The sequence below is a fragment of the Pseudomonas capeferrum genome (assembly GCF_013523055.1).
GTDB classification, from domain to species: Bacteria; Pseudomonadota; Gammaproteobacteria; order Pseudomonadales; family Pseudomonadaceae; genus Aquipseudomonas; species Aquipseudomonas capeferrum_A.
This window is the reverse complement of sequence record NZ_JAAMQM010000014.1, coordinates 22,370-34,760: the sequence shown is the minus strand read 5'-3', so window position 1 is coordinate 34,760 and position 12,391 is coordinate 22,370. Positions and strand designations below refer to the sequence as shown.

Genomic DNA, 12,391 nt, shown 5'->3' with positions numbered 1-12,391 from the left:
GTTCGCCGATGCGGTTTACCCGCGAAGCGCCGCGCGGGCGGCGCTCGATCTCAAGGGCGCTGAAAGTGCCATGACAGACACAGCGCGAAGCCGCGCGGGCGGCGCTCGATCTCGAGGGCGCTGAAAATGCCATGACAGGCACAGCGCGAAGCGCCGCGCAGGCGGCCCTCGATCTCAAGGACGCTGAAAACCCAACGACATGCACCTGGCGGCCATCACGCAATCAACATTGGCACCTTCATATCCTGGCAGCAGGAGACAGCCAAGGCCGCCAGCGTTACATCAGGCGCCGTGGCACTTCTTGAACTTCTTGCTGCTTCCACAGGGGCAGGGATCGTTGCGGCCGACATCCTTCAAGGCGTTGCGTACCGGCTCCTGGTGGGCGTGGTTGCAATGCGGGCCGTGAACGTGGCCATGCTCATGCTCATGCTCGTGGTTGCAGTCAGGGCCATGGACATGGGGCTGTTGGGTCATTTCGGTCTACTCCGGTAAGTAATCGCCGGGAATTATCTCACCACTGCGCATCAAGTGCAGGTCGTCATGAAAGAATAATCCGGTATTCAGCTCGCCCTCCAGTCGATACTGCAGCGGCACCTGGCTCTTGAGCAGCTTGGCCAGGGGCTTGAGCTGCTTCCACAGGTTGGTGCGGGCGGTGATCTTGAAGGTGCGCCGATCATGACCGCCGACGCTGCGCCAGATACTGGCTTCGTCATCGACCAGCAACAGGTCGTTGAGGCGCACCGAATACACCAGGCCGCGAATGAACAGGCGACTGTCGTTGGGGTTGTCCACGCGCAGGTGCAGGACGAATTCCTGCTGGAGCAGGCGTGCCTTGACGGTCTCGACCTTGACCAGGTGCACCTGGGGCTCTCGCCACTCATCACCGCCCCAGCCGGCGCAGCCCGCCAGCCATGTCAGCACGACGCTGAGAATGAGAAGGCGGGCTGTGGCGGTCATGCTCAGTTACCGATATAGCTTGAGCAGCATTTCTTGAATTTCTGCCCGCTGGCGCAAGGGCAGGGGTCGTTGCGCCCGGCCTTGAGCTCGACGGTGGGATCGATGAAGTACCAACGGCCCTCGTGCTGGACGAACGCCGAGCGCTCCCGGTGTTGATGATCGCCTTCCAGATCGTGCCAGCGCGCGGTGAAGGTGACGAAGGCATGTTCGGGCTGACCGCCCAGCACCTCGGCTCCTTCCACCTCCAGCCCCAGCCAGGTGCTCTGGGCGCTCCAGCTCGACATGGCGGCACGGTCCAAGCCGCTCTGCTGGGCGGGCAGGGTAGTCTCGACGAGGTAGTCCACCAGCCCCAGCACATACGCACTGTAGCGTGAGCGCATCAACGCCTGAGCGTCCGGCGCCGGTGTACCTTGGTGGAAATGCCCGCAGCAGGCATCGAGCAGGTTGCCACTGCCACACGGGCAGACCGAGACACTCATGAGTTCACCACCAGTACTTCCCATAGTTTTCCGGATTGGCCCAGAACCTGGCATTCAGCCAGTCAGGGACTTGCTTGTAATCGTGTAGATCATAGGTGAACAGGCTCAGCACCTGCTCGTCACGTTGGAATTTCTCGCTCGCCGACAGGGCCAGCGCGAAGAAGTCAGTTTCCTGCCAGCCGCAGGCCGCCAGGTCGGCCAACACCGCGACTCTGCTTGCATTGAGATTGCGGATACCGCCCAGCAGTTCCAGACCGCCGCGTTTGGGCAGGTGCTCGAGGCAATCGACCAGCAACGCCAGATCGAAACGTTGCGCTGCCACTTGCCGCGGTAACGGGCCTGGCGCCACTACGTCGATGCTCACATCCGGGTGGGCCTCGGCGAACGCGTCCAGGGCCGGGAAGCGGCTACCGACCAGCAACAGGCGCCGGGGCGTGAATTGTTCGAGCAGCGCCGCAAGGGCCTGCTGCGGGGTACGTTGGGAGACACCGTCGGTCATTGCCAATCCTCACTCAGGTCGTCCAAGACTAGCGGGCCTCGAGGCGTCGGCATAGAGGCAGGGCACGGCAATCGTGGCTTATCGCTGGCACGGATGGATTGCGCGGTCTTTACTCCCAGAGCATCGGTCTTGCACCGTTCCCCTGAGGAGAAGCGACGAGATGAGCATAGTACGCACGGCGATACCCCTGGTTCTGCTCACCAGCGTGTTGACTGGTTGTGCAGGTTTGCAGAAAACCGACTGGCCCAAATGCGCTGCCGTCGGGGGCGTTGGTGGCGCAGCCTTGGGCGCCATCGAAAGTTCCAGCTGGACCGGCTGGGGTGCGCTGCTTGGCGGGAGCCTGGCCGCGGGCTACTGCTGGGCCCACGGCGATGGCGACGAAGACGGTGACGGCGTGCCGGACAGCCGTGACAAGTGCCCGGGCACGCCGGCCGGGGTTCAGGTCGATGCCAACGGCTGCCCGCCAGAACAGCCGGTCGCTGTGGTCGAGGAAGAGGTGGTCGTGGTCGAGAAAGAGGAAGTCATCGTCATTCGTGATGTGCACTTCGAATTCGATTCCGCGCGCCTGACCGCGTCCGACAAGGAGCGACTGAACACGATAGCCACGCGGCTGAAGAGCGAAGCCCCCACGGCGCGCCTGAGCGTGACCGGCCATACCGACAGCGTCGGCTCCGATGTCTACAACCAGAAACTGTCGGATCGCCGGGCGCATTCGGTGACCGATTACCTGGTGCAAAGCGGTGTGCCGCGCAACAGCTTCGTCTCGGTCGTGGGCGCAGGCGAAACGCAGCCCGAAGCCGACAACGCCACCGCCGAAGGTCGCGCCATGAACCGTCGCACCGAGATCAAGATCCAGCGTTGAGGGCGGTACCCGGCTTGAGAGCTGGCGCGGGAGCGGTCTTCGCGCCTGTGTGACCGGTAGTGGTCGGTGACACAGGCGCAAGGTCGTTGCTGCCCTGACGTGGGCTGTAAACGAATCCTCGGACAGAGTTACGTCTGAACCGAAGAGCTGTCGGCGCGGTCGGCATGATGAGATCGGGTTGAAGGGCAGAAGCGGAGGTCGTACATGAGATTCGTCCTGGGCCTGGGCAAGGCACTGACCGTGGCGTTCTGGGGGGTAGTGGTGGTCAACCTGCTGATCCCGCAGCCCATGCCGTTCAGCCTGATGATCAACGCGGCCGGCATCGCGTTGCTGGGGCTGCATGTGCTCGAGATACTGTTCTTCAATGCCAGCCTGCGTGGACGCAGTCATCGCTGGTTCGATCGACTGCAGATCCTGCTGACCGGCATTTTCCACGTCATGTCCATTCCCAGGCCGTTGAAAGCGGCACCGATTGCTTGAGCTCAGACCAGCCAGCGTGAGCTGGCCACCACCACGACCGCGATACCCAGCAGCAGGTTGGCGCCGACCATTCGTCGAATACGTGCCAGTACAGCGGCGCCGACTGGCCAGTCCTCGGCCTGTACCGCCGTGCGCAGTTCGGGAAGCAGCAGCGATTGGACGCGCATGAACAGGGCAAACATGACGATTCCTCCGCCGATCATCACCTGAACATAACGCGGTGCCGTCTCGAAGCCCGAGAAACGCACATGGAGCATGCCGATCCCAGTGATCGCCAAGACCCCGACAGCGAGCCAGACCCATGTGAAAAAACGCTGAAACACTTCTACCCAGAGCTTCAATCGAGCTGGCCCTTCAAGCGCCGCAACCGTTGCGGGACGCAGTACCAGCCAGGCGAAGAACATGCCGCCGACCCATATCAGCGAAGCGAGAACATGCAAGGTATAGGGCAGGGCAAAGGCAAGCATCGGGATCTCCATGCGGCGCAAAGGGCAATAGCGGGTTATGATAGCCGCCCATGCGAAACACTGAAAATTTATCCAGCCCTTCGGGCGCCCGCAGACCATGATCAGCAACGAACTCAAGACTACTATCCAGGGCGCCTACACGCGTTTTCTCGAAGCCAAGAGCCTCAAGCCTCGTTATGGCCAGCGACTGATGATCGCCGAAGTGGCGAAGGTACTCGGCGATATCGCCTGCGACGACGAGGGCCGCCGCTCGGGCGATCCCGCCGTGGTCGCGGTAGAGGCCGGCACCGGTACCGGCAAGACCGTGGCCTACAGCCTGGCCTCGATCCCCGCCGCCAAGGCGGCCGGCAAGCGCCTGGTCATCGCGACCGCGACCGTGGCGCTGCAGGAGCAGATCGTCTTCAAGGACCTGCCCGACCTGATACGCAACAGCGGGCTCAACTTCAGCTTCGCCCTGGCCAAGGGGCGTGGCCGCTATCTGTGCCTGTCCAAGCTCGACATGCTGCTGCAGGAGGGCAACGCGCAATCGGCTACCGCTCAGCTGTTCGAGGAAGAAGGCTTCCACATAGAGGTCGACGAGGCCAGCCAGAAGCTCTTCAACAGCATGATCGAAAAGCTCGCGGGCAACCGCTGGGATGGCGATCGTGACAGTTGGCACCAGGCTATCGAAGATCAGGACTGGGCACGGCTGACCACCGATCACAGCCAGTGCACGGGCCGCCACTGCCCCAATTTCCAGCAATGCGTGTTCTACAAGGCCCGCGAAGGCATGGGCAAGGTGGACGTGATCGTCACCAACCACGACATGGTGCTGGCTGATCTGGCCCTGGGCGGCGGCGCCGTGTTGCCCGATCCCCGCGACACCATTTACGTGTTCGACGAAGGCCATCATCTGCCAGACAAGGCCATCGGTCACTTCGCTCATTATTCACGCCTGCGTTCCACCGCCGACTGGCTGGAGCAGACCGCCAAGAACCTGACCAAGCTGCTGGCGCAGCATCCGTTACCCGGTGACCTGGGCAAGCTCATCGAACAGGTTCCCGAGCTGGCGCGCGAGATCAAGACGCAGCAGCAATTCATGTTCACCCTGTGCGAACAAGTCGCCGATTTCCGCCCTGGCGAAGACATGGAAGGCCGCGAACGGCCTCGCTACCGTTTCGAGGGCGGGGTGGTTCCCCAGGAGATGCGTGAGGTCGGGATCGAATTGAAGAAAGGCTTCTCCCGTCTGAACGATCTGTTCAGCCGTCTGACCGACCTGCTCAAGGAAGGCATGGATGGTGAGGTCAACATCGGTATCGCCAGCCATCAGGCCGAAGAGTGGTATCCACTGTTCGGCAGTCTCGTGACCCGTGCCGAAGGCAACTGGGAGCTGTGGACCGCCTTTACCGCCGAAGACCCGGAAGACAGCCCGCCCATGGCACGCTGGCTGACCCTCGCCGAAAGCGGCGCGCTGTTCGATATCGAGGTCAACGCCAGCCCGATCCTGGCAGCCGAGATGCTCCGTCGCAACCTCTGGAACGTCGCCCACGGTGCCTTGGTGACCTCGGCCACCTTGACCGCGCTGGGCAAGTTCGATCGCTTCCGCATGCGTTCCGGTCTGCCACGCGATGCGGTCACGGCCGTGGTTCCCAGCCCGTTCCATCATGTCGATGCCGGGGTACTGCGGGTCCCGGACCTGCGTGCGGACCCTCGCGACGTGGCCGCGCATACCGCGGCGATCATTCGCGACCTGCCGCAGCTGGTGGACGGCTCGCGCGGCTCGCTGGTGCTGTTCTCCTCGCGCAAGCAGATGCAGGACGTCTTCGATGGTCTGGAGCGAGACTGGCGCAAGCTGGTGCTCATACAGGGCAATCTGTCCAAGCAGGAAACCCTCAACAAGCACAAGGCGCGTGTCGATGACGGGCAGTCCAGCGTACTGTTCGGCCTGGCCAGCTTTGCCGAGGGCGTCGACTTGCCGGGAGCCTACTGCGAGCATGTGGTCATCGCCAAGATACCCTTCGCCGTACCGGACGATCCGGTGGAGGCGGCCCTGGCCGAATGGATCGAGGCCCGCGGCGGCAATCCATTCATGGAAATCGCCGTGCCGGATGCCTCGCTGCGTCTGATCCAGGCCTGTGGCCGCTTGCTGCGCACCGAGGAGGACCGCGGCACCATCACCTTGCTCGACCGGCGCGTGGTCACACAGCGTTATGGCAAGGCTATCCTCAATGCGCTGCCACCGTTTCGCCGGGAAATTTCCTGACGCCCGGAGCAATGCTCCGGGCGGTTGTCTATCACCCAGTCGCTGGCCCACGGTGACCCTGGAAGAGAGCACCTGCCTATGTTCCGTCGCACCTTGCCTGCTGTACTCGCCCTGCTGTTCAGTGCCCCGTTGCTCGCCGGTCAGCAGACCCTGTTCAGCTTCGTGCGACCAGCTTCCGTGGTCAATGTGGTGACTCAGGACAGCAACCTGCCGCAATACAACGCAGAGCAGACGGCCGAAGGCGAAGTGCTGCGGCGTGTAGTGTTCAACCCGGCGCAGCGGCCGACCTTGCGCCTGACACCGCAAACAGATACTTGGGATTGGTCGAGCGGGCAGGCCTTGACCCTGCGTATGCAAAGCGCCATGGACTGGGCGATTACCGTCGACGTAGTGGTGCAGAGCAGCGATGGCCGCACGCTCACCAGTCGCATCGATTTGCCGGCCGGCCCCGCACAGACCGTCATGGTGCCGCTCAAAGCCAGCTCTCCCCTCGGCCACGGCATGCGCGCGGGACCGCCGATGCCCTGGAACCATGAAGGTCAGCGCCTTCTGCTTACCCAGAGTGAAGGCGAGGTCGACCTCGGGCAGGTCACGTCCATCAGCCTGAGCATTCCCGGTCCGAAGGTCGCCCAGAGTCTGTTGATCGAAAAGGTCGGTATCCAGGATGACGACGATGCTTTCAAGGCCGCGTACGCCGGGCTGATCGACGGCTATGGCCAATCCACCCGTGGACGCTGGCCGGAGAAGATCGCCAGCGACGATCAGCTCAAGGCTGCGGCTGAACACGAGCAGCAGCAGCTCAAGGGCTGGCTGGCCGAGCGCGGCAAGCAACCACTGGACGCCTATGGCGGGCTGTTGGACGGCCCCACTTTCGAGGCCAAGGGTTTTTTCCGGACCGAAAAGCGCGAGGGCCGCTGGTACCTGGTGACGCCCGAGGGGCATCCGTTCTTCTCTTTGGGCGTGAACGCCGTGGCTGCCGATGGCGGCCGTACCTATGTCGCCGGTCGTGAGGGCATGTTCAATGCACTTCCGACCGAAGGTGAGCCGCTGGCCGCCTTCTATGGCGAAGGCAACAACGACGATGGCAATGCTTCCTCGCGCGGACGCAACTTCAAGCAGGGTCGCTGGTTCGATTTCTATGCCGCCAATCTCGAGCGTACCTACGCCGTGCCTTGTGCGGCGGTCGCGCAGGACCAGCCTCCAGTACCTTGCCCAGCGCCAGTCACGGACGCTTCACGCTGGCGGGCGCATGCCCTCGATCGCCTGCAGGCCTGGGGCTTCAACACGGTAGGCAACTGGAGTGACCCGGCGCTCGGCCAGGCCAAACGGGTGGCTTATACCTTGCCGCTGTCGATCGTCGGCGACTATGCCAGCATCAGTACCGGCATGGACTGGTGGGGGCGCATGCCCGACCCGTTCGACCCGCGCTTCGCCATGGCCACCGAACGCGCCGTGGCCATCACTGCTCGCGATCACCGGGACGACCCGTGGCTGATCGGCTACTTTGCCGACAACGAACTGGCCTGGGCCGCGCCCGGCGATGATCCGAGAGCCCGTTACGGCCTGGCCTATGGCACCCTGCGCCTGACCACCGACGTGCCGGCCAAGCGTGCCTTCCTCAAGCAACTGCGCGACAAGTACCGTAACCAGCAAGGGCTGTCCAAGGCCTGGGGGATCGATCTGCAGGCATGGGAGCTGATGGAGGATCCAGGCTTCGAGGCGCCGTTGCCAAGCCCCGAATTCCCGCAGATAGAGGAGGACTTCCGGCATTTCCAGGAGGTCTTCGCCCGAACCTACTTCAAGACCATCTCGGACTCGTTGAAATGGCACGCACCCAATCATCTGCTCCTGGGTGGACGCTATGCGGTCACGACGCCGGAAGCAGTCAGGGCCTGTGCCGAGTTCTGCGACGTCCTGAGTTTCAACCTTTATGCGCTCAAGCCCGAGGACGGGCAAGACTTCAAGCGCCTGGCCGAACTGGACAAACCGGTGCTGGTCTCCGAATTCCAGTTCGGCTCCCGCGACCGCGGCCCGTTCTGGCCCGGGCCGGTGGAACTCGCTCGTGAGGAGGACCGCGGCCCGGCCTATGCCACCTTCGTGAAGGCGGCGCTGGCCCAGCCGATCATCGTCGGCGTGCACTGGTTCCAGTACCTCGATCAGCCCGCCAGCGGTCGCCTGCTGGACGGAGAAAACGGTCACCTGGGCCTTACGGCCATCACCGACGTCCCATATGCTGGGTTCGTCGAAGCGGTACGCAAGAGCAACCTGGAGGCTACAGGCCAGCTTGCCAGGACGCCGAACACGCCAGCGCCCTGACCGACACTGCCGCTTGAAGCCTGTCTTGGCGGCTTCAGGTGGACCACCTGGCCACAATCTGTTTGCAAAACCTTCAGGTACTGAAACAATGCCTTCCTTTGCAAGCAGGTCAGACGGGGAGCGGTGGGGTGCAGATCCAGGGTCACTATGAGCTGAAGTTCGAGGCGGTGCGCGAAGCGTTCGCCGCGTTGTTCGAAGATCCCCAGGAGCGTGGCGCTGCGCTGTGCATCCAGGTTGGCGGGGAAACCGTGATCGACCTGTGGGCCGGTAGCGCCGACAAGGACGGTCAGCAGGCTTGGCACAGCGATACCATCGCCAACCTTTTTTCCTGCACCAAGACTTTTACTGCCGTGACCGCCTTGCAACTGGTGGACGAGGGCAAGCTGGCGCTGGATGTACCCGTGGCCCGCTACTGGCCCGAGTTCGCCCAGGCTGGTAAGGACGGCGTGACCTTGCGTCAGCTCCTCAGCCATCGTGCCGGCCTGCCGGCCATCCGTGACCTGTTGCCCGCTGAAGCACTCTATGACTGGGAGACCATGGTCGGCGCCCTGGTCGCCGAGCGGCCCTGGTGGACGCCGGGTACCGAACACGGCTACGCCGCCATCACCTACGGCTGGCTGGTCGGCGAACTGATTCGGCGCGCCGATGGACGCGGGCCAGGTGAGTCGATCGTTGCCCGTACCGCACGTCCCTTGGGCCTGGATTTCCATGTCGGCTTGCCTGACGAAGAGTTCCACCGCGTGGCGCACATTGCGCGAGGCAAGGGCAACCTGGGCGACGAGGCCGCGCAACGCTTGCTCCAGGTCACTCTGCGCGAGCCGCAAGCCTTGTCCACCCGCGCGTTCACCAACCCGCCGGCCATCCTTACCAGTACCAACAAGCCTGAGTGGCGCCGCATGCAGCAACCCGCAGCGAACGGCCATGGCAATGCCCGCAGCCTCGCGGGCTTCTATACCGGCCTGCTCGATGGCAGCCTGCTCGAATCCGAACTGCTCGACGAGCTGACGCGCGAACACAGTCTTGGTCAGGACCGTACCTTGCTGACCCAGACCCGCTTCGGCCTGGGTTGCATGCTGGACCAGCCTACCGTCGCCAATGCTACCTTCGGACTGGGCGCCAAGGCGTTCGGCCACCCGGGAGCAGGCGGTTCGGTGGGCTTCGCCGATCCGGAACACGATGTAGCCTTCGGCTTCGTGACCAATACCCTGGGCCCTTACATCCTGATGGACCCGCGCGCTCAGAAGCTGGTAAAGGTGCTGGCCGGATGCCTTTGATCGGGTAACCCGAGTATTGCTCCGACGCTTTGACTATTCTGATCACAACGCTCGGCTGGAACGGGCAAAATTCTTTCTATTTCATGGTGTATCGCTGATGTCTTCACATAAAACCTTAGCACTCGCCCTGTGCCTGGCCGTGACCGGCTGCGCCCAGCATCCGCAGAACGCCTCGAACGATGGCGGCAATGCCTGGTGGCCCTTCGGTTCGGACAAGGTCGCCGACAAGGAAGTGAAAGAAGCGGTCACCGAGAAGGTAGCCAAAGCCGAAGCCAGGTCCGAAAGCGGCAGCAAATGGTGGTGGCCGTTTGGTACCGAGGAAAAGAAAGCGCCAGTGGCTGCCGTACCCAAGATCGACCACAAGGCCACTCAGGCCTGGCTGGACGAGTACGAGCCGAAACTGCGCGAAGCCATCAAGGATAGCCAGTTCGAACTCGAGCGTCGGGAAGACCTCTTGGCAGTAACCATTCCGGTGGATGGTTCCTATAACCCTGACCGACCGAACATGTTGCTGCCAATGACCCTGGGTCCGATCACCCGCGTGGCCAAGACTGTCGAGGTCGACCCGAAGACCGCTGTACTGGTCCTTGGCCATGCCGACAGCAGCGGTGCGGTCGCGGTCAACCAGAAACTCAGCCTGGAACGTGCCGCTTCGGTTTCCGCGATCTTCCGCCTGAGCGGCCTGCAACGTGACCGGCTGATCCTGAAAGGCATGGGTTCGGTCATGCCGCGGGCGGCCAACGACAGCGTCGAGGGACGCGCCCTGAACCGCCGTGTAGAAATGCTGCTGACACCGCAGAACACCATGATGGCACTGCTTGCCAAATACCAGCAGGCTACTCCGGCGCCAGTGGCCATGGTCGCTGTTCAGGACGCCAAGGCTCCAGTCGTCGCTGCCGCTGCCGCTGCCGCTGCCGCCAAGCCCACCGCCAAGGCCGCTGCCAAGCCGGCTGCGAAGAAGCCTGTCGCCAAGGCCAAGGCCAAGGCGCCGGTGAAGACCGCAGCGAAGAAGAAAGCCACCCCCGCCAAGCCTGCGGCCAAGAAGGTCGCTTCGGCTGACAAGAAAGTAGCTGCCAACAGCACTTCGAAGTCCAACTGATCGGCAAGGAAAAGAGCGATGACCCAGACTCTGGCCGAAATGCGCCGCGACTATACCCGCGATGGCCTGGCCGAAGCCCAGGCTCCGGATGAGCCCTTTGCCCTGTTTCGTCAGTGGTTCGGGGACGCGGTAAAGACCGAGCAGGCGCCAGTCGAAGCCAACGCCATGACCCTTGCCACGGTCGATGGTGAGGGTCGTCCGCATTGTCGGGTCCTGTTGCTCAAGGGGCTCGATGAAAAGGGCTTTACGTTCTTCAGCAATTACGAGAGCGCCAAGGGCAGGCAACTGCAGGTCAACCCATTCTCTGCCATGACCTTCTTCTGGCCCGCGCTCGAACGTCAGGTGCGAATCGAAGGTCGGGTGGAGAAAGTGACGGCCAAGGAGTCTGACGATTACTACCAGGTACGGCCCCTGGGTAGTCGCCTGGGCGCCTGGGCATCACCACAGAGCCAGGTGATCGCCAATCGCGAAGCACTCGAGGATATGGTCAGGGCCACCGAAGCCCGATTCAGTGCCACCCAGCCGCATTGCCCGGAACACTGGGGAGGTTATCGCCTGCTGCCCGAGCGCATCGAGTTCTGGCAAGGGCGGTCGAGTCGCCTGCATGATCGACTCAACTACCGCTTGGTCGCTGACGCGTGGCAGCGCGAGCGACTGGCTCCCTGATACAACAGACAGCGGCGGTAGCCATGCGCCGTCCTTTGCCCCTGGAGCCGCTGCCGTCCCTGTGGGAGCGGGTTTACCCGCGAAAAGGTCGCCTTGCCACACTCTGCGTGCGGCAAGGGCTGTGCCCTTGTTCGCGGGTAAACCCGCTCCCACAGGGACGGCGGCGGTGCCAAAACCATTCAGAATCCAGTGGAAAAAGCTGTTCTGCGAGAGGGCTTTCCTCTAGGTGAGGCATCAAGTGCACAACAGAGCTCAGAGGCCAAAAGAGATAAACTTCGACTTTTGAAGTCGAAGGCATTTCCTTTACTGACCGGCATTGGTCTTTGCCCCCTCTCTATCATCTCGCGAAATACCTTCTCCCAACGAGAGTGCAGCAATCCTCGTCCCTCGCTTGTCTTAACCATTAATCGTCACAGCCTACAGGCTGTACCAATGCTGAATGAATGTTGATTCCAGGCTTTTGGGTCGTGACAGCCGTCAAGGCGAGGCGTCTAATGAATACCTGACTTATGGAGAATTTCCCCATGCGTAAATCTGCTTTGCTGGTGGCCTGCTTTACCACCTCTACGTTGCTGCTCGGCGGCTGTGCATCCAACCTGAGCGGTGATTCCTACTCCCGTGACGAGGCGCGTCGTGTGCAGACCGTACGTATGGGCACCATCGAATCCCTGCGCCCGGTCAAGATCGAAGGGACCAAGACACCTATCGGCGGCGGTACCGGCGCGGTCGTCGGTGGCGTGGCGGGCAGCGCCATCGGCGGTGGCCGTGGCAGCATCGTGGCGGCGGTGATCGGCGCGGTCGCGGGCGGCCTGGCCGGATCGGCTGCAGAAGAAGGCATCACCCGTACCCAGGGTGTTGAAATCACCGTGCGCGAAGACGATGGCAGCATGCGTGCCTATGTGCAGCAGGTACAGGAAAACGAAGTGTTCCGTGTCGGCGAGCGTGTCCGGATCATGACCGTGGACGGGACCAGTCGCGTCAGCCACTGATTCGCCCAACGATAAAAAAACCCGACACGGCTCAGGCCGGTCGGGTTTTTTTTGCTCCGCT

Annotated in this window: 13 protein-coding genes; 8 read left to right on the top strand and 5 right to left on the bottom strand. The window is 62.7% G+C overall.

Going from position 1 to position 12,391, the window contains the following annotated elements:
* Positions 1-282: 282 nt before the first annotated feature.
* From G7009_RS16615 to G7009_RS16600, 4 genes are read right to left on the bottom strand one after another with little or no spacing between them, the layout of a single operon-like run.
* Positions 283-474, bottom strand: a complete 192-nt coding sequence (locus tag G7009_RS16615) for an SEC-C metal-binding domain-containing protein (RefSeq protein WP_181131150.1) — start codon at positions 472-474, stop codon at positions 283-285.
* A 6-nt stretch (positions 475-480) separates the two neighbouring features.
* A complete protein-coding gene (locus tag G7009_RS16610; protein WP_181131149.1) occupies positions 481-957 on the bottom strand; it encodes an LEA type 2 family protein in 477 nt (158 codons plus the stop codon).
* Between the two features lie 2 nt (positions 958-959).
* Complete coding sequence (locus G7009_RS16605) at positions 960-1,436, bottom strand: YchJ family protein (protein WP_181131148.1); 477 nt, start codon at positions 1,434-1,436, stop codon at positions 960-962.
* 4 nt (positions 1,437-1,440) lie between these two features.
* On the bottom strand, positions 1,441-1,935 hold the full coding sequence (locus G7009_RS16600) for a DUF6231 family protein (protein WP_181131147.1): 495 nt from the start codon (positions 1,933-1,935) through the stop codon (positions 1,441-1,443).
* 160 nt (positions 1,936-2,095) lie between these two features.
* Here G7009_RS16600 and G7009_RS16595 point away from each other — a divergent pair, with 160 nt between their 5' ends.
* Complete coding sequence (locus tag G7009_RS16595) at positions 2,096-2,797, top strand: OmpA family protein (protein WP_181131146.1); 702 nt, start codon at positions 2,096-2,098, stop codon at positions 2,795-2,797.
* Between the two features lie 204 nt (positions 2,798-3,001).
* The gene (locus G7009_RS16590; protein WP_181131145.1) at positions 3,002-3,277 is read left to right on the top strand and encodes a DUF1145 domain-containing protein; all 276 of its coding nucleotides are present in this window, start codon (positions 3,002-3,004) and stop codon (positions 3,275-3,277) included.
* 2 nt (positions 3,278-3,279) lie between these two features.
* Here the strand turns inward: G7009_RS16590 and G7009_RS16585 are convergent, their stop codons facing one another.
* Positions 3,280-3,744, bottom strand: a complete 465-nt coding sequence (locus G7009_RS16585; protein WP_181131144.1) for a CopD family protein — start codon at positions 3,742-3,744, stop codon at positions 3,280-3,282.
* Positions 3,745-3,841: 97 nt separating this feature from the next.
* On the opposite strand from G7009_RS16585, the gene dinG reads away from it, so the two are divergent.
* From dinG to G7009_RS16555, 6 genes are all read left to right on the top strand, one after another.
* Positions 3,842-5,986 (top strand): ATP-dependent DNA helicase DinG, encoded by a 2,145-nt coding sequence (gene dinG / locus G7009_RS16580; RefSeq protein ID WP_181131143.1) that lies wholly within the window; start codon positions 3,842-3,844, stop codon positions 5,984-5,986.
* 78 nt (positions 5,987-6,064) lie between these two features.
* On the top strand, positions 6,065-8,302 hold the full coding sequence (locus G7009_RS16575) for a beta-galactosidase (RefSeq protein WP_181131142.1): 2,238 nt from the start codon (positions 6,065-6,067) through the stop codon (positions 8,300-8,302).
* Between the two features lie 128 nt (positions 8,303-8,430).
* Positions 8,431-9,576 (top strand): serine hydrolase domain-containing protein, encoded by a 1,146-nt coding sequence (locus G7009_RS16570; protein WP_181131141.1) that lies wholly within the window; start codon positions 8,431-8,433, stop codon positions 9,574-9,576.
* A gap of 97 nt (positions 9,577-9,673) precedes the next feature.
* A complete protein-coding gene (locus G7009_RS16565; protein WP_181131140.1) occupies positions 9,674-10,675 on the top strand; it encodes an OmpA family protein in 1,002 nt (333 codons plus the stop codon).
* Positions 10,676-10,693: 18 nt separating this feature from the next.
* Complete coding sequence (gene pdxH / locus G7009_RS16560; RefSeq protein WP_181131139.1) at positions 10,694-11,341, top strand: pyridoxamine 5'-phosphate oxidase; 648 nt, start codon at positions 10,694-10,696, stop codon at positions 11,339-11,341.
* Positions 11,342-11,865: 524 nt separating this feature from the next.
* Complete coding sequence (locus G7009_RS16555; protein WP_181131138.1) at positions 11,866-12,330, top strand: outer membrane lipoprotein; 465 nt, start codon at positions 11,866-11,868, stop codon at positions 12,328-12,330.
* Positions 12,331-12,391 lie beyond the last annotated feature (61 nt).

What these genes read in the sequence shown, in the direction of transcription:
- G7009_RS16605 (WP_181131148.1), bottom strand. Translation starts at nt 1,436, where the DNA reads ATGAGTGTCTCGGTCTGCCCGTGTGGCAGTGGCAACCTGCTCGATGCC.
- G7009_RS16600 (WP_181131147.1), bottom strand. Translation starts at nt 1,935, where the DNA reads ATGACCGACGGTGTCTCCCAACGTACCCCGCAGCAGGCCCTTGCGGCG.
- G7009_RS16615 (WP_181131150.1), bottom strand. Translation starts at nt 474, where the DNA reads ATGACCCAACAGCCCCATGTCCATGGCCCTGACTGCAACCACGAGCAT.
- pdxH (WP_181131139.1), top strand. Translation starts at nt 10,694, where the DNA reads ATGACCCAGACTCTGGCCGAAATGCGCCGCGACTATACCCGCGATGGC.
- G7009_RS16610 (WP_181131149.1), bottom strand. Translation starts at nt 957, where the DNA reads ATGACCGCCACAGCCCGCCTTCTCATTCTCAGCGTCGTGCTGACATGG.
- G7009_RS16565 (WP_181131140.1), top strand. Translation starts at nt 9,674, where the DNA reads ATGTCTTCACATAAAACCTTAGCACTCGCCCTGTGCCTGGCCGTGACC.
- G7009_RS16555 (WP_181131138.1), top strand. Translation starts at nt 11,866, where the DNA reads ATGCGTAAATCTGCTTTGCTGGTGGCCTGCTTTACCACCTCTACGTTG.
- G7009_RS16595 (WP_181131146.1), top strand. Translation starts at nt 2,096, where the DNA reads ATGAGCATAGTACGCACGGCGATACCCCTGGTTCTGCTCACCAGCGTG.
- G7009_RS16590 (WP_181131145.1), top strand. Translation starts at nt 3,002, where the DNA reads ATGAGATTCGTCCTGGGCCTGGGCAAGGCACTGACCGTGGCGTTCTGG.
- G7009_RS16575 (WP_181131142.1), top strand. Translation starts at nt 6,065, where the DNA reads ATGTTCCGTCGCACCTTGCCTGCTGTACTCGCCCTGCTGTTCAGTGCC.
- G7009_RS16585 (WP_181131144.1), bottom strand. Translation starts at nt 3,744, where the DNA reads ATGCTTGCCTTTGCCCTGCCCTATACCTTGCATGTTCTCGCTTCGCTG.
- dinG (WP_181131143.1), top strand. Translation starts at nt 3,842, where the DNA reads ATGATCAGCAACGAACTCAAGACTACTATCCAGGGCGCCTACACGCGT.